Origin of the sequence: Psychroserpens sp. (genome assembly GCF_047633235.1) — a bacterium.
In the GTDB taxonomy this organism is placed as follows: Bacteria; Bacteroidota; Bacteroidia; order Flavobacteriales; family Flavobacteriaceae; genus Psychroserpens.
This window is the reverse complement of record NZ_JBLIET010000009.1, coordinates 77211-94709: the sequence shown is the minus strand read 5'-3', so window position 1 is coordinate 94709 and position 17499 is coordinate 77211. Positions and strand designations below refer to the sequence as shown.

Below are 17499 nucleotides of genomic sequence, written 5' to 3'. Positions count from 1 at the left end.
TTAATCAACATCTTCATAATCGATATACTCACCTACTTTATTATTTGATGAGGAGTCTCTATTAGGAATCTTATCAATAACCGTTTCACCTTCCTTCTGCTTTGGTTCTGGTCTCTGTTGTTGTTGTCCAAATTGGCCTTCAAACTTTTGTTGCATTTTTTTAGACATATAACGCATCAAATATGGCGCGAAAAGACGCGTCGAAATTTTAATAGCATAATACACCAAAACTATAATAAGAATGGTTCTCACAAAACCATATAATGATGCCTGTTGTAACATTAATTTAAATTTATTCAAAAATACAATTATCTCTATATAATTACTGTTATAAATACTTAAAAATTATATAAAATCTCTATATTTGAATTTAATCGACAACCTATGAAACTCATTAAAAAAGGACTCTTTTTCACAACTTTTATCTGTGCTCAGTGCCTGTTTGCCCAATATACTGAGGTGATTAATTCTAACCGACCAGGTGTTTCTAAAAGCGCTTTTTCCGTCGGAACAAATGTTGCACAATTGGAGGTTGGACCTTATATAATTAATGAAAAGCATGCACCTCTAAAATACGAGGTTTCAGGTTTTGGTGCAGATTTTACAGCACGCTATGGGCTCCTTTTTGAGCAATTAGAAATAAATATTGAAGGGACATATCAAAATGATACATTTACAGATAATCGTTCTGTTATTTCTGCAGAGGATAAACGTTCAAACTTTAAGCAATTTACATTAGGAGCAAAATATTTGGTTTATGATCCTTATAAAAATTCTGAAGAAGAGGAAAAACCAAATTTGTATAGTTATCATGCTAATAGAACATTTAAATGGAAATCTCTAATTCCTGCTGTAGCAGTTTACGCAGGTGCAAATTTTGATACAAAAAACAATCCTTATACAGGACCAGGAGTTGAAGGTTTTAGTCCAAAAATAATGGTCGCTACTCAAAATAATTTTCCTGGTGGATGGGTTTTAGTGACTAACTTTCTTAAAGATAGAATTGGTACTGATTATTCAGACTTTCAATACATCATAACGCTTACACATTCTTTCAGTCCGCAATGGGTCGTTTTTGCAGAAACTCAAGGGATTCAAAGCGATTTTTATGCCGATAACTTATTCCGTTTTGGAGGTGGTTATTTATGGAGCAAAGACTTTCAATTGGATACGGCCGTTACCTTTAACACTAAAGACACACCTTCAGTTTTTGGATTGAACTTCGGAATGTCTTACCGTTTCGACTTCCACGTCGATAAAGAAACAGATAATGAAAACTCTCGAGAGGCTACAGACAAACGAAAACCTAAAAAGAAAAAGGGAAAAAAGAAAAGAACAGATGATTTTGACGACGACGGAAGTCTTTAAGCCTACACTATGATTACAGTTAAAGAAATTCATTCTAAAAAGGAGTTAAAACTATTTGTAAAATTCCCTTTCACGCTATATAAAAATTCAGAATATTGGGTGCCGCCTATTATTAAACAAGAATTAGAGACGTTTAATAAAGATAAAAACCCCATTTTTAAAGATGCTGAAGCGCGTTTTTTCTTAGCCTATAAAGACAATGAAATTGTTGGCCGTATTGCTGCCATTATTAATTGGTTAGAAGTCAATAATCAAAACCAAAAGAAAATGCGTTTTGGATGGTTTGACTTCATTGACGACTTAAACGTTTCTAAAGCACTTTTAGAAGAAGTAGAACGCATTGGAAAAGAAAATAATCTTGATTATACAGAAGGCCCTGTGGGCTTTTCAAATCTAGATAAAGTTGGAGTAATCACAGAAGGTTTTGATAAAATAGCGCCTATGGTTACCTGGTATAATTATCCTTATTATGTCAATCATTACGACGTTTATGGTTATACTATTGAAAAAAGTTATTCTGAAAGTCATTTTCCTTTTGAAAACGTAAAGCCTGAATTTTTTAAAAAAGCTCAAGAACTCATTAAGCGTCGCTATAGCTTGAGAGCATTAAAATTCACCAAAACATCAGAAGTGATGCAGTATGCAGATCAGATGTTTGATTTATTTAATGAGAGTTATTCTTCTTTATCTTCTTTTGTTGAGATTACTGATATTCAAAAAGAGTATTTTAAAAAGAAATTTATCAGTTTTATAAATCCAGAGTATATCAAATTTGTAGTTGATAAAGATGATGAACTCGTTGGATTTGCCATTGTGATGCCTAGTTTTTCAAAAGCACTCCAAAAAGCTAATGGTAAATTATTTCCTTTTGGATTTAGACATATTTTAGATGCTAAAAAAAATAATAAGGATATTATATTCTATTTAATAGGTGTTCATCCTAAGTATCAGAACAAAGGCGTTCATGCAGTTATTTTTAATGAATACTACGAGACCTTTAAAGACTTAGGTATGCAAACCTGTTATAGAACTCCCGAGTTAGAGGATAATGATGCGATTCAAAAAATATGGAAACATTTCTTTCCTGTAGTCTATAGAAGGCGTAAAACGTTTAGAAAAGTATTATAGACATAAAAACCCGATTCAATCCTGATAATTATCAGATGAATCGGATTGTTATTTTATATAGTAATCTGTTTTTTACTCACCCATTGCAGCCATTACAGAAGCAGATAAGCGTTTGTATGTTCCGTTTTCTAAACGTTCTCTAATTGCGTCAAAGGCCTCAAGGGTATCATAAACATCTTGTAATGTATGTGTTGCTGTAGGAATCATTCTTAAAAGAATTAATCCCTTAGGAATTACCGGATACACAACTATAGAACAGAAAATACCATAATTTTCACGTAAATCTCTAACTAAAGCCATGGCCTCAGGAATACTTCCTTTCAAATATACAGGTGTTACACAACTTTGCGTAGTTCCTATATCAAAACCGCGCTTCTTTAACCCAGACTGCAGTGCATTCACATTCTCCCAAAGTTTTTCTTTTAATTCAGGCATCGTACGAAGCATATCTAAACGCTTTAAAGCACCAATAACCAACTGCATTTGTAAAGATTTTGCGAACATTTGAGAACGCAAATTATATTTTAAATAATCAATAATTTCTTGATCAGCAGCAATAAATGCGCCTGTACTTGCTAAAGATTTAGCAAATGTTGCAAAATACACATCGATATCATCTTGCACTCCTTGTTCTTCTCCTGCGCCAGCACCTGTTTTACCAAGTGTTCCAAAACCATGAGCATCATCAACTAGAAATCTAAAATTAAATTTCTTTTTGAGTTCTACAATTTCTTTTAAACGTCCTTGTTCTCCTCTCATTCCGAAAACACCTTCAGAAATAACTAAGATTCCTCCACCAGTTTGCTCTGCCATTTTAGTAGCTCGCTCTAAGTTTTTTTCTAAACTTTCAATGTCATTGTGTTTATATGTAAAGCGTTTTCCCATATGAAGACGCACACCATCAATAATACAAGCGTGAGCATCTACATCGTAAACGATGATATCATCTTTAGCTACTAAGGCATCAATTGTTGACATAATTCCTTGGTAACCAAAATTCAATAAATAAGATGCTTCTTTACTTACAAATTCAGCAAGTTCGTTTTGCAATTTTTCATGAATCTCTGTATGACCAGACATCATGCGTGCTCCCATTGGATAAGCTGAACCGTATTCTGCAGCAGCTTCGGCGTCAACTTTACGCACTTCTGGATGGTTAGCCAATCCTAAGTAATCATTAATGCTCCAAGTAATAACCTCTTTTCCTTGAAACTTCATTTTATTAGAAATCTGTCCTTCTAGCTTAGGAAATACAAAATATCCTTCTGCCTGTGAAGCCCATTTTCCTAATGGTCCCTTGTCCTTATATATCTTTTCAAATAAGTCCTTCATTTATAAGTCAGTTTTAGTCATGTTAATTATTCGAGTTGGCCTAGGGGTTCAGTTTCTTTAGCGGAATCAAGAAGACGAACTCTAGGCAAAATTAGTTAATTATATTATGAATGCATAATATTTTTATAAACCAATGTTCATAATTATTATAAATACAGAAAATCCTATCATGATATATCACGATAGGAATTCAAAAGCATTAAAAATACTAATTACTTTATATACTGGATTTTTTCTGAAATCACCTTTTTACTATCAAAAAATCCTTGATCTTCCATCCATTTATCACTGTATACTTTGCTCATATAACGTGAACCGTGATCTGGAAAAACTACAACGATTTTATCTCCTTTTTTAAACTCACCTTCTTCATTAAGTTGCTTTATTGCTTGCATCGCTGCTCCACTTGTGTAACCAACAAACAAACCTTCTGTTTTAGAAATTTCTCTTGCTGTGTGCGCACTTTCTTCATCTGTAACCTTGATGAATTTATCTATTAAATCAAAATCTGTCGCTGTTGGGATTAAATTTTTCCCTAAACCTTCAATACGGTAAGGATAAATCTCTTTATCATCAAACTCGCGAGTTTCATGATATTTTTTTAATACAGACCCATAGGCATCTACACCAATAACTTTTACCTCTGAATTTTGTTCTTTAAGATATTTAGAAATTCCAGAAATTGTTCCTCCTGTACCACTACAGGCTACTAAATGTGTGATTTGCCCTTCTGTCTGCTCCCATATTTCTGGACCTGTAGAACGGTAATGTGCCTCTAAATTAAGCTGATTAAAGTATTGATTGATATAAACAGACCCTTTAATTTCATTATGTAAGCGTTTTGCTACTTCATAATATGAACGCGGATCGTCTGCCTTTACATTTGCAGGACACACATAAACTTGTGCTCCCATAGATTTTAACATGTCAATCTTATCTGGAGATGATTTTGAACTCACTGCCAAAATACACTTGTAACCTTTAATGATGCTTATCATAGCGATACTAAACCCTGTATTACCAGAAGTAGTTTCTATAATCGTATCACCTGGAGATAAAAGACCTTTTCTTTCCGCTTCTTCAATAATGTGAAGAGCAATTCTATCTTTTGACGAATGACCAGGATTAAAAGCTTCTACTTTTGCATAGAAGTCACCGTCAAAATCTTTTGTCATTTTATTTATTTTGATAAGTGGGGTTTTACCTATTAATTGTAAAACATTATCAAATACTTGAATGTCTTTTTTCATAAATGCTATTTTATAAGCTTTATACCTTTTTAATTCAAAAACATATAGCCTTGCAAAACTAATACTTTTTTTTTAATTAGACATTAATACCCTCTAAATCCAGTAAAAAAGCATACTCTTGAGCATCTTCTTTTAAAGCTTCAAATCGACCAGACGCGCCTCCATGTCCAGCATCCATATTAGTATTCAAAAACAACTTATTGGTGTTTTGTTTATGAATTCTCAGCTTTGCTACCCATTTCGCAGGCTCCCAATACTGAACCTGAGAGTCATTTAAACCTGTAATTACCAACAAATGCGGATAATCTTGAGTTTTCACATTATCATAAGGTGAATAGCTTTTAATATAATCATAATAAGCTTTATCATTAGGATTTCCCCATTCATCGTATTCACCTGTAGTCAATGGGATTGTGTCATCTAACATCGTCGTCACGACGTCCACGAATGGTACTTGTGAAATAATGCCATTGTACAAATGAGGTGCTTGATTAAGAATAACTCCCATCAACAAACCTCCTGCACTTCCTCCCATTGCATAACAATGTTCTTTTGACGTATACTTGTTTTCTATTAAGTGTTTAGTGCAATCTATAAAATCTGTGAATGTATTTTTCTTTTTTAAAAGCTTCCCGTTTTCATACCACTCTCTTCCTAAATATTCACTTCCTCTAATATGTGCAATGACATAAACAAAACCTCTGTCTAATAAACTTAATCGTATTGTTGAGAAATATGGATCTATGGTAGAGCCATAACTTCCGTAGGCATATTGAAGTAAGGGGGCACTACCGTCTAGTTTTGTATCCTTTCGTCTTACTAAAGACATTGGGATTTTAGACCCATCTACTGCAGTTGCCCAAATACGTTCGGACGTATAATTATTTTTATCAAATTTAGGGTCTAAAACTTCTTGTTCTTTTTTAATATCTCGCTCCTTAGTTCTCATATTGAAATCGATCACAGAGGCTGGATTTGTAAGCGAATTATAACTAAATCTTAAAATTTCAGTATCAAAATCTACGTTAGTTCCTGCATTAGCAGTGTAGGTTTCATTATCAAATGGCAAATAGTAATCTTGGGTTTTATCCCAACGCGTAATTCTTATTTCATTTAATCCGTTTGTACGCTCACTTATAACCAAATAGTCTTTGAAAATCTCTATATCTTCAAGCAATACCTCATCGCGATGTGCAATGACCTCAACCCAATTATCAATTCCAGTTTGAGTTTCTGGAGTTTTCATTAGTTTAAAATTGGTGGCTTTGTCTTTATTTGTTAGTATATAAAACTGACCTTCAAAATGTGATATACTATATTCCAAACCGCGAATACGACCTTGAAATATTTTAAAACTATCATCTGGTCTATCTGCGTTTATAAAATGAAACTCATTAGTTAGAGTGCTATAACACGCAATAACTATATATTTTCGGGATTTTGTTTTGTAAACTGCTGCTCCAAAAGTATCATCGTCTTCAGTAAATACTACCACATCTTGATCTTCTGAATCGCCTATTTTATGCTTAAAAATCTCATTTGATCTTAATGTTTGCTCATCTTTCTTAGCATAAAATAAGGTTGAATTATCATTTGCCCATGTGGATGAACCAGTCGTGTTTTCTATAGCGTCTGAGAACACCTCATTAGTAACTAAACTCTTGATTTTCAATGTGTACTGTCGCCTTCCAGTAAGGTCGATACCAAAAGTAATCATCGTATTATCTGGACTCACACTTAAGCCTACCAGCCTAAAATAAGTATGACCCTCTGCCATCTCATTACAATCGAAAAGTAATTCTTCATCAGCCTCTAAAGTTTCTTTTCTACGTGTGTAAATTGGATAGCCTTTACCCTTTTCATATCTAACAATGTACCAATATCCATTGTATTTATAAGGTACTGAAGAGTCATCTTCCTTTATTCTAGCTTTCATCTCTTCAAAAAGCTGTACTTCAAAATCTTTTGTATGTGACGTCTCCTGCTCGTAATAAGCGTTCTCCTCTTCCAAATAATCTAATACATTTTGGTCCTCTCTTTGATTGAGCCAAAAATAATTATCTATTCTTAAATCGTTGTGGAGTTCTAATTTCTTAGGAATTATTCTAGCTACGGGAGCTTCAATGTTCTTTTTCATATAAATATCTTCGGAAAATTATGCGATGGCATTTTTCTTTTTAAAAGCGTTGCAATTTAGTAATTTTGTTACTGATAATTTTTAATACACGATACTATGTTTGGAGATATGACAGGAATGATGGGCAAACTAAAAGAAGCTCAAAAAAAAGTAGAAGAAACAAAAGAACGTTTGCACACCGTTTTAATTGATATGAGTAGTCATGACGAAAAAGTAAAAGTAACTATTACTGCAAATCGTACTTTAAAAGCGATTACGATTGATGACGACTTACTTAAAGATAAGGATATGTTAGAAGATTACTTAATTCTTACCATTAACAAAGCTATTAATCGAGCGACGACGGTTCATGAAACTGAGGTTGCTGCTGTTGCAAAAGAAGGAATGCCTAAAATTCCTGGGATAGATATGTTTAAGTAAACTCAAGCTTAGAATATCCAAATTTTTTGAAGGAGGATATCGACCTCTTATTTATTACATCGTTAAGTGTTGCGAATTAACATGAATTCTTACAAAATAAGAAAAACTATTGCTGAAATACGGTTAAGCCTTCTGCCAAAAAAATGGTGATAAATCAATAACTTTCATGAAAAGGGCCACTTAAATTGCAGACTAAATAATTTTAATAGAAAAACTATTATTTCTCTTTATATCGCAGATAACTTTTTAATCTTCTTTCGTATTGTTTGCTAAAAATGCGCCATATTTTAAAATAGCTACAAAAACAACTCCACCAATAGCATTACCTAATAATGACGTGGATTGGAAGGTGACATAATCAATAAAAGTTATTTTATCAGAAACTAAAAATCCAGCGAATACCTCAATATTACCAACTATACTGTGATGAAGACCAGACATGGCTATTATAAACGTAATCATATATATGATCAGTATTTTTCCCGACGCGGTTTTAGTAGAAGTAATGATCCATGACAGCAAGGCCATTAACCATCCTGCCAAAACAGAACTTCCCAAAATAACATCTCTAGTAAAATGATTTACATGGGTGGCCAAGTTCTCTATCCCTTGATAGGAAATGACACCCAACTCAGGACCTATCCAAACAATAAAAGCTCCTATTAAATAGCCTCCTACTAAATTACCAAGTATAACAATACCCCATAACGATATTAAATCACCAAGCGTTTTCTTCCCACTAATCACTGGTAATGACAACAAAGAGGTCTGTTCTGTAAACAATATTGACTTTCCCAAAACCACCAATATAAAACCAAGAGGATATACAAATGATGCTAAATAAGGAATGTATTCATCTTTAATTTCCGAATTAAAAGTACTATAGACAATAGCAACCAATAAAAAGCTAAATCCTATTTCCAAGCCCGCCATAAAACTACTTAAAAAAGTAGATAATCTATTTTTACGGTATGCATCAAGTCCTTCGCAAAGTTGTTTTACTAGAATATCGTCATGATCTTCTATATCCTTCTTTTTCGCTTTGGTCTTTACTATTTCGTCTACTTCATGCTTTTCCATAAGTTTCTGCCAACTTTAGTCTTAATAATCAATCAAGCGACTGATTTTAAAATTTTGTTATTAAAAATCTAAAACTCATTCAACGCCTCCAACAAGCATTCATGCATAGCATCTGTATAATTCAAATGCGTCACCATACGCAACTTATTGCTTCCCATGCCAATAATACGAATATCCCTATCTGACAGTTGTTTTAAAAACTCACTTTCGTCTACATGAGACTCTAACTCAAAAATGACAATATTGGTTTCTATAGGTTCTACTTTCTTTATTATAGATAAGTCCTCTAATGCGGCACCAATCTCTTCTGCTTTTTTATGATCCTCTACTAACCGGTCCATATGATGGTCCAAAGCATATAATCCTGCTGCAGCTAAATAACCAACTTGACGCATTCCTCCTCCTAATATTTTACGAACACGAATTGCCCCTTTCATAATATCGTTATTACCAACAAGAACAGATCCTATTGGGCAACCTAAACCCTTACTTAAACATACAGATATGGTATCAAATAATTGTCCATAGTCTTCCGTTGTTTCTTTAGTATTTACAAGTGCGTTCCAAAAACGTGCTCCATCTAAATGATATCCTAAATTATGTGTATCACAAACGGTTCTAATGCGTTTCAATTCTTCAAAATCCCAACAAGCTCCTCCTCCTTTATTTGTAGTATTCTCGACTTCTACTAAGGTTGTCAACGGACTATGATAAAAATCTGGAGGATTTATGGACTCCACAACTTGTTTAGCTGTAAACATCCCGCGATGACCATCTATAAGTTTACAAGAAATTCCGCTATTAAAAGAGGCTCCTCCTCCTTCATAATTATAAATGTGCGCATATTTATCACAAATAACTTGCTCTCCAGGATTGGTGTGTAATTTTAATGCCGTTTGATTTGCCATACTTCCAGTTGGAAAAAATAGCGCTTGATCTTTACCAAACATTTTAGCTAAACGCTCCTCTAGAGCGTTAACAGAAGGGTCTTCTTTATAAACATCATCACCAACATCTGCTGTCATCATTGCGTCCAACATGCCTTTTGTTGGCTTTGTAACTGTATCGCTTCTTAAATCTATAACCATATTTAATTCTCATTATAATTGCAAAAATCACTACCAATTGGTGAACCATCGGGTATTTTTGGAGCGTTTTCTATTTTAAATTTATCTGGGTGTTCTCTAAATTCTTTTATTAGCATTGCAAATTGGGCTGCATACTGTGATGGTTTCTTTTTATCTGCAAGATAATCTCTAGACAATGAATTTATAGCATCATTTGCTTTTGCTTTGACTTGAAATATAGATTGATCACTTACTGCTAAATTCATTACATGTAGCAAAACACGCTCATTAATTAATTGCTGAATCTCCTCTTTATAAACATCATTATATCGTTTTCCAAAGGAAGCCTCTAAAACGTGTTGTAATAGGTCGTCAAATCCTAATTGCTTATTATCTAAACTTTTTTGCTGAATTATGCGATTAGCGCGTTGAGAGTTTAGTAATAATTTCAAGGTCATATCACTCGCTGTGACTGCAGCACTCATGGGATCAAAGGCGACTCCTGTTTTTCCCTTGAAAGATTCTCGCGTTCTACTGTAACCATAAGCTCGTGGTGGGAAGAGTTTTAATATCGACTTCGGAATGGCTAACGCTTCCGCTGAAATAGTAGTTAAGATTTGTTCTAAAGTTTCTTTTTGTGTCTTTACATCAGCAGGTTTTACAATAGTTTGTCCATCACCTTTTACCGCGTAGTTATAATCTAAACCGCCAATAACTTTCGTCGCTGCTTCCACTTGAAAGCGATGGAAAAAATAAAGAGGCACAAACACATCTTCTAAAACCGAATACGGTTCTCCATCACGAATGTTTTCCGAAGAAAAATTTGAAATCGCTTGCGCTCTTACGTTCATTAGGTTTTCTAATTCTTTTGAAGCGCTTTTACCATTATCCCAAAGATGTGCAAATTGGTGTGCTCCACCTTCCGCTCTGGCATCAAAATCTGATATGAATTGCAAACCTAAAGCATTCGCATCACTTAGAATAGTGTTTAATTTATCTTTCTCGATAGTATTAGCATCAAATTCAGAATACGAATACGCTACAGTTACCTTATCCCAAGCTCCTATTCCAACAGCATAAGCATTTGAAAAGTCGATATTTCCGTTGGTAATAAAAATCGCAGGATGCGGATAATCCATAACAGACGATCTATCATTTGTACTTGCAGCAAAATTATGCGTAAACCCAATTGTGTGACCTACTTCATGCGCACTCAATTGTCTAATTCTCGCCAAAGCCATATCTAACATAGGTTGATAATTGTCATCACGCTCTGCAAAAGGTTTATCCATCAAGGCTTGCGCTATCAAAAAATCCTGACGAATACGCAAGCTCCCTAAACTCACGTGCCCTTTAATAATTTCTCCAGTTCTAGGATCGACAACACTTCCTCCATAACTCCAACCTCGTGTAGAACGATGTACCCATTGAATCACGTTGTAACGACAATCCATAGGATCTGCATTATCTGGTAACATTTTAACTTGAAACGCCTCTTTAAATCCTATAGACTCATAGGCTTGATTCCACCAACGCGCTCCTTCCAATAAAGCAGAACGCACTGGTTCTGGAGTTCCGGGATCGAGATAATAGATAATAGGTTTTTTAGCTTCACTCATAAGAGCACTTGAGTCTTTCTTTTCTAAACGGTGACGAATGATGTATCGTTTTCTAATAGGATCTTGAATTGGTGTCGCATAATCTAAATAAGACATAGATATCGCTCCACTTCTCGCATCAAACTCTCGCATTTTATATCCATCATCTGGCAACTCTATAAAACTGTGATGTTGTATGACGCTCACTAATGAAGACGTTGGTGTAACGCTTTTAATATTTTTTCCCTTAGGTTCACCTTTAAAAGTTAATAATGCTTCAAATTCTATATTTTTAGGGAAAGCTTTTGTTCTATCCAAGGATAAAGCACTTTTGCTTAAGTCTAGTTTATAAGAACCTTCTCCTTTTAAACGCTTTTCAACACCGTGAGCATCTTGCATTAAAAATGATGTGAGGTCAATAATGTAGGTTCCATTATTATTTTCTATGATTTTAAAACCAAACAGCACGGATTGTGCAAAAGCTTGCTCAATACTTTTTTTCTCCAGCTCATTATTTGTAATAGCTCTGTAATCTAAATTAGGCTGAACGAGTAATAATTTATTACCAGCCTTTTTAAATTTAACTAATCGTTCTCCGCCTAACTGTCCTCTATCTAATCCAATATCATTGGACCCAACTCCAGTTGCTAAAGAATTAACATATAAAAATTCTTTATCTAAATCCTTTACTTCTAAATAGATCTTGTCTGTAGATTCTTCATAATGAAAATCAAAAAACCCATTGTAGTCTTTTAATGTTTTGGAATCTAATTTTTGTGAGAACACATTAATAATAAGAAAAAACGCGACGGCGCTAAGAATAAACTGTTTCATAGTATTTTTTAAAAGTATAAATTTACTTATTTTTTGTCTTAATTATATTTGAGATCTCGTAAAATAATAGGTATCGCAGTTATTGTAAAACTAATGGTTAAAGATTTAAGTTTGTTTCTCTAGTAATTATCAAAGATTGTCGTTTAACGCCACTCCTTGAAAGCTTCTGTAAAAGACTATTTTATAAAAACGAATCTACAGTATATAACCCTTGGCTTTTAAAACAGAAACAATAGGACCAATTATCAAGTTACTTTGGACCACTTTCCTGAAGTTAAAAGAAAACGAGACTATTATAGTCGGTGTTTTTACTCACCTAGATTATATTAAATGCTATTTATAAAACGTCGAAACAAGACGAGCATGGCCCTCTTGATAGAGCTATAACCTTTGTTAAAATAAACCGTATTTGAAGTTTAAAGGGTTTTACTGATGAGGTTTTGAACCCTATATCATATGGCTAGACAATTGATTCTTTTTTAAAGGAGCTGCCACTTTCATTTCCTTACACCTAGAAATTCGTCAAGACTTCAAACAATTGACTTTTATATCTTAGAACGAAACATATTGAGGTTTTAGTTTTTTCTCTAGAATATAAATATTAATTTTACTGAAAATTATTCACAATGATAACATCAGATCAAATTAAAGATCTCAACACACGCCTCGATAAACTTAGGCACTATCTTTGACATAGACGCGAAATTAATAGAGATTTCTAACGAAGAGGAACAAACCTTTGATCCTAACTTTTGGAACAACTCAAAGGAAGCCGAATTGATCATGAAATCCTTGAGAACAAAGAAGGCTTGGGTTCAAGATTATAAAACATCTCAAACGCTCGTTGAAGACTTAGAAGTTGTTTACGAGTTCTTTAAAGAAGATGAAGCTACCGCAGAAGATGTACAAAGTAGATTTGACAAAGCGCTATTACTTATAGAAAAATTAGAATTCAAAAACATGTTATCTGAAGAAGGTGACTCGCTTAGTGCTGTGCTTCAAATTACTGCTGGTGCTGGTGGAACAGAATCTTGTGATTGGGCTAGCATGCTCATGCGTATGTATTTAATGTATGCTGAAAAAAGTGGATTTAAAGTCAAAGAACTCAACTTCCAAGGTGGTGATGTTGCCGGTATTAAAACCGTAACTATTGAAATTGAAGGCGATTATGCCTTTGGATGGCTTAAAGGTGAAAACGGTGTCCACAGATTGGTAAGAATCTCTCCTTTTGATAGTAATGCAAAACGTCATACAAGTTTTGCTTCGGTATATGTATATCCTTTAGTAGATGATACTATAGAAATTGATATCAATCCTGCAGATATAGAAATTACTACTGCACGTTCAAGTGGTGCTGGTGGACAAAATGTTAACAAGGTTGAAACCAAAGTGCAATTAACTCACAAACCAAGTGGAATACAAATTTCATGTTCTGAAACACGTTCGCAACACGACAACAGATCCCGTGCTATGCAAATGCTAAAATCTCAGCTTTACGAAATAGAATTACAGAAGCAATTAGCACAACGTGATGATATTGAGGCCGGAAAAATGAAGATTGAATGGGGAAGTCAGATTCGAAACTATGTGATGCATCCCTACAAATTGGTTAAAGATGTACGTTCTGCGCATGAAACTGGAAATGTAGATTCAGTTATGGATGGGGATATTGAACCGTTCTTAAAAGCGTATTTGATGATGATGGGACAAAAAGAAGAGAATTCAAACCAGTTATAATTTAAATAAATAAGACTCTCGCTTTCTCGGGAAATAGTTATGATTACAATACTTCACAACCCAAGATGTGCTAAATCTAGAGAGGGATTAAGCCTTTTAAAAAATTCTGGCAAAGATTTTGAAGTTATAAAATATTTGGATGAGCCAATTTCCGAAGATGCATTGAAAAACATCATTTCACTTTTAAAGATTAAGCCCATTGAATTAGTTCGTAAAAATGAAGCCATTTGGAAATCTGATTTGAAGGGTGTAATGCTATCAGATGCTCAAATTATTAAAGCTATGTTGAGACATCCAAAATTAATAGAACGTCCAATTGTTATCAATGATAGGAAAGCTGCGATTGGTCGTCCGCCACAAAACATATTAAATATTATTTAATTTAAAAAACATGAAAACATTACTTATCTCAATTTTTTGCTCTGTTATATTTATGAACAATGGGTTTTCTCAAGCTGCGGAAGAAAAGCAACGACTTAAATACGAAGCTGAAATGGAACAGAAAAAAAAGGAATACATCAATGATTTTGTTACTACACTAAAAGTTGATGATTTTCAAAAAGAAATAATAAAACAACAAATGGAGTCCTATTTTGAAGAGTTCAAAAAAATAAATCTACTTGGACTGCAAGAATTTGAAAGAAGAACATATGTTCAAAATTTAGATGACTCACACTTTTCTGACTTAAAAGCAATGATTACTGAAGACCAGATGTCTAAAATCATGAATGCACTCAAAGGTAAATGGGATCCTAAAGAGGAAGAAAAAAAGAAAAAGCGTAAGAAAAAAGATAAATCCTAACATTATTTAAAGTCTATCTCTCTATTTAATTGTTGTTTAACAATCTTACTTTAATGGTTTAACAAAAGGTTAACCCATATACACCACAAGTAATTTTACTTTTGTTTCCCTAAAATAAAAATTGAATTACGATATATGAAATTAAAACTTTACACAATATTCTTTTTTTTATTAGCAACTGGTTTTTCTTTTGCTCAAAACGAAATAACAGTTTCTGGAATCGTAATAGATGCAAACGACAAGTATCCTTTAGAATATGCAACTGTATCTATTATAAACTCTAACGATAAAACCTTGGTTACAGGAGAAATCACAAATATGAAAGGTGAGTTTAAACTTGATATCCTTCCAGGTATTTATGATGTTAAAATCGAATACCTATCCTATAAAACTAGAACTTACGAGAATAAAATTATTGATAAAAACATAGGTTTGGGAACGGTTGGACTAGAACTCAATTTAGAAGCCCTCGATGCAGTAGAAGTTATAGCCGAAACAACAACTGTAGAAATAAAACTCGATAAAAAAATATACAATATTGGCAAAGATCTCACCACTGCAGGAGGAACCGTAAGTGATGCTTTAAACAATGTACCATCTGTCTCGGTAGATGTTGAAGGTTCTATTAGCCTTAGAGGAAATGCTAACGTTAGAATTTTAATCAATGGCAGACCGTCTGCACTCGCTGGTTTTGGTGACACTAATGTATTGAGCCAGTTGCCTGCAGAAGCTATAGAACGTGTGGAAGTCATAACTTCACCTTCCGCTAGATATGATGCCGAAGGAACCGCTGGAATATTAAATATCATTTTAAGAAAAAAAGAAATTTTAGGGTTTAATGGATCTATCAATTTAAATCTAGGTAATCCAGATCTCATCGGTTTTGCCACAACAATTAATTACAGAACAGAAAAATTTAATCTATTTTCAAATATTGGATATCGTTATTTTGATGCACCAAGAAATAGCTTGAGTACTATTGATTATTTTGATCGTCTTATAGATGGTGAAATTATAGAACCAACCTACAAGCGCGTTAGAGAGAAAGAAGTCGTGACACGTTTAAATAGAAATTACAACGGCAATATAGGTATGGAGTACTACCTATCTGATAAAACCTCACTTACTGGTAGCCTTTTTTATAGATATGGAGAAGATGCCGATTTATCTCTTAACAATAGTGAACGCTTCAACAATAGTAGTATTGTTGAACGCACTTTAAGAACTGAGCGTCAAAACGAAGAAGATAATCGCTACCAATTTGCACTTAATTTCAGTACCAAATTTAATGATAGTGGACACGAACTTACAGCAGATTTTCAATTTGAAAATAGTGCCGAAGAACAGTTTGTGTTTATCAATGAAGATTATGTAGTTTCTGAAGATACAAACCCTGAGCCTTTTCAAAAAGAACGTATTCTTCAAACTGAAGACCAAAAAGAATATTTGTTACAAGTTGATTATGTATTACCCATTGGTGATGATGCACGTTTTGAAGCAGGATATCGCGGAAGTTTTCAAAACGAAATCACCGACTATCTCTTAGAACAAGAAAACGTAAGTACGAATAATTTCTTCGTCAATGACACCATAACTAATGTATTTGATTATGAAGAAAATGTAAATGCTATCTATTCACAATACGGAACAAAATTTGGGAAATTCTCGTTTTTACTTGGTCTGCGCTTAGAGCACACACAGTTAAAAGGTAAAATCAACTCAAGATTAACTGAAGCAGAGCTTAATGAAGCTTTTGGGTTTCCAATTGATACCGACTTTGATAAAAATTATCTTGGCCTATTCCCTACCTTGAATTTGATTTTAAATCTTGGTACAGATGACAAAACCGAAGAAAGTATAACTTTAGGTTATAATAGAAGAATTAATAGACCACGCGGATGGTTTATTAATCCTTTTCCAACTCGATCTAGTAGAACTAACATCTTTCAAGGAAACCCAAATCTAAATCCTGCTTTTGCGAGCGCTTTTGATTTAGGCTATCTCAAACGCTGGGATCAATTAACGTTAACAAGCTCTATCTACTATCAATATGAAACAGATTCTTTTGAACGTGTTCAGGAAAACACGAATCAGCAAACTACAGATGGTATTGATATTGTAAGAACAATCCCGGTAAATTTATCTACAAATGCACGAACTGGTGCTGAATTCGGGATTCTATACAATCCTAATAAATGGTTAAGATTAAATACCAGTTTTAATTTTTTCCAATTTAAAACTGAAGGTGAATTTAACGGTATAGATTACAGTGCTAAAAACACAAGTTGGTTTGCACGTTTTAGCGGTAAAGTAACGTTACCAGGTGAAATTGACTGGCAAACAAATGCTTTTTACAGAGGAGCACAAGAGGATGCTCAAACCAGAACCCAAGGCTTATTCTCATTAGATTTGGCATTTAGTAAAGAAATTTTAAAAGATAATGCTACAATATCACTGAATGCAAGAGATCTTTTGAATTCAAGAATAAGAAGATCATTTACAACTACAGAATTTTTTAATAGAGATAGAGAATCACAATGGAGACAACGTCAAGTAACCTTATCACTAATCTATAGATTTAATCAACAAAAGAAACAACAACGAGAAGGCGGTAATTCTGGTGGTGGTGATTTTGATTTTGAAGGATAATAATAATTCAACTTCTCAATGTTTGATTGATATTGCCTACTATTAAGAAAATAATTAGTCTTTAACCTAAATAGTACTCTTAACTTTAAAAAAAATA

The 17499-nt window shown here is 33.6% G+C and carries 14 protein-coding genes; 7 read left to right on the top strand and 7 right to left on the bottom strand.

Annotated elements, in window-relative coordinates; genetic code table 11:
- Entirely contained in the window at window positions 1-282 is a 282-nt protein-coding gene (locus ACJAZK_RS04860) for a DUF4834 family protein (protein WP_415222885.1), read from the bottom strand.
- A gap of 102 nt (window positions 283-384) precedes the next feature.
- Here ACJAZK_RS04860 and ACJAZK_RS04855 point away from each other — a divergent pair, with 102 nt between their 5' ends.
- Window positions 385-1368 carry a transporter gene (locus ACJAZK_RS04855; RefSeq protein WP_415222884.1) on the top strand — a complete coding sequence of 328 codons (984 nt, stop codon included), beginning with the start codon at window positions 385-387 and terminating at the stop codon, window positions 1366-1368.
- 9 nt (window positions 1369-1377) lie between these two features.
- Window positions 1378-2496: a GTP cyclohydrolase gene (locus tag ACJAZK_RS04850; protein WP_415222883.1), complete on the top strand. Its 1119-nt coding sequence runs from the start codon at window positions 1378-1380 to the stop codon at window positions 2494-2496.
- Between the two features lie 72 nt (window positions 2497-2568).
- Here the strand turns inward: ACJAZK_RS04850 and ACJAZK_RS04845 are convergent, their stop codons facing one another.
- The 3 genes from ACJAZK_RS04845 to ACJAZK_RS04835 all read right to left on the bottom strand — a co-directional run bounded on the left by ACJAZK_RS04845 (window position 2569) and on the right by ACJAZK_RS04835 (window position 7215).
- On the bottom strand, window positions 2569-3828 hold the full coding sequence (locus ACJAZK_RS04845) for an aminotransferase class I/II-fold pyridoxal phosphate-dependent enzyme (RefSeq protein ID WP_415222882.1): 1260 nt from the start codon (window positions 3826-3828) through the stop codon (window positions 2569-2571).
- Window positions 3829-4040: 212 nt separating this feature from the next.
- Window positions 4041-5078, bottom strand: coding sequence for a PLP-dependent cysteine synthase family protein (locus tag ACJAZK_RS04840; protein WP_415222881.1), 1038 nt, complete (start codon window positions 5076-5078; stop codon window positions 4041-4043).
- A gap of 76 nt (window positions 5079-5154) precedes the next feature.
- The gene (locus tag ACJAZK_RS04835) at window positions 5155-7215 is read right to left on the bottom strand and encodes a S9 family peptidase (RefSeq protein ID WP_415222880.1); all 2061 of its coding nucleotides are present in this window, start codon (window positions 7213-7215) and stop codon (window positions 5155-5157) included.
- A 96-nt stretch (window positions 7216-7311) separates the two neighbouring features.
- Here ACJAZK_RS04835 and ACJAZK_RS04830 point away from each other — a divergent pair, with 96 nt between their 5' ends.
- The gene (locus ACJAZK_RS04830) at window positions 7312-7635 is read left to right on the top strand and encodes a YbaB/EbfC family nucleoid-associated protein (protein ID WP_415222879.1); all 324 of its coding nucleotides are present in this window, start codon (window positions 7312-7314) and stop codon (window positions 7633-7635) included.
- A 246-nt stretch (window positions 7636-7881) separates the two neighbouring features.
- On the opposite strand, the gene ACJAZK_RS04825 is transcribed toward ACJAZK_RS04830, so the two are convergent.
- The 3 genes from ACJAZK_RS04825 to ACJAZK_RS04815 all read right to left on the bottom strand — a co-directional run bounded on the left by ACJAZK_RS04825 (window position 7882) and on the right by ACJAZK_RS04815 (window position 12214).
- Entirely contained in the window at window positions 7882-8715 is an 834-nt protein-coding gene (locus tag ACJAZK_RS04825) for a formate/nitrite transporter family protein (RefSeq protein ID WP_415222878.1), read from the bottom strand.
- Between the two features lie 68 nt (window positions 8716-8783).
- Entirely contained in the window at window positions 8784-9803 is a 1020-nt protein-coding gene (locus ACJAZK_RS04820; RefSeq protein ID WP_415222877.1) for a threonine aldolase family protein, read from the bottom strand.
- Window positions 9804-9805: 2 nt separating this feature from the next.
- Window positions 9806-12214, bottom strand: coding sequence for a zinc-dependent metalloprotease (locus tag ACJAZK_RS04815; protein WP_415222876.1), 2409 nt, complete (start codon window positions 12212-12214; stop codon window positions 9806-9808).
- A gap of 626 nt (window positions 12215-12840) precedes the next feature.
- Here ACJAZK_RS04815 and prfB point away from each other — a divergent pair.
- The 4 genes from prfB (at window position 12841) to ACJAZK_RS04795 (ending at window position 17402) form a co-directional block, all read left to right on the top strand.
- Window positions 12841-13951 (top strand): peptide chain release factor 2 gene (prfB, locus tag ACJAZK_RS04810; RefSeq protein WP_415222875.1). Its coding sequence is split into 2 segments (ribosomal slippage): window positions 12841-12903 and window positions 12905-13951, totalling 1110 coding nucleotides; the frame shifts between segments, so codons are not numbered across the junction.
- A 39-nt stretch (window positions 13952-13990) separates the two neighbouring features.
- Complete coding sequence (arsC, locus tag ACJAZK_RS04805; RefSeq protein WP_415222874.1) at window positions 13991-14332, top strand: arsenate reductase (glutaredoxin); 342 nt, start codon at window positions 13991-13993, stop codon at window positions 14330-14332.
- A 10-nt stretch (window positions 14333-14342) separates the two neighbouring features.
- On the top strand, window positions 14343-14753 hold the full coding sequence (locus ACJAZK_RS04800; protein WP_415222873.1) for a hypothetical protein: 411 nt from the start codon (window positions 14343-14345) through the stop codon (window positions 14751-14753).
- A 135-nt stretch (window positions 14754-14888) separates the two neighbouring features.
- Window positions 14889-17402 carry an outer membrane beta-barrel protein gene (locus tag ACJAZK_RS04795; protein WP_415222872.1) on the top strand — a complete coding sequence of 838 codons (2514 nt, stop codon included), beginning with the start codon at window positions 14889-14891 and terminating at the stop codon, window positions 17400-17402.
- Window positions 17403-17499: the final 97 nt, after the last annotated feature.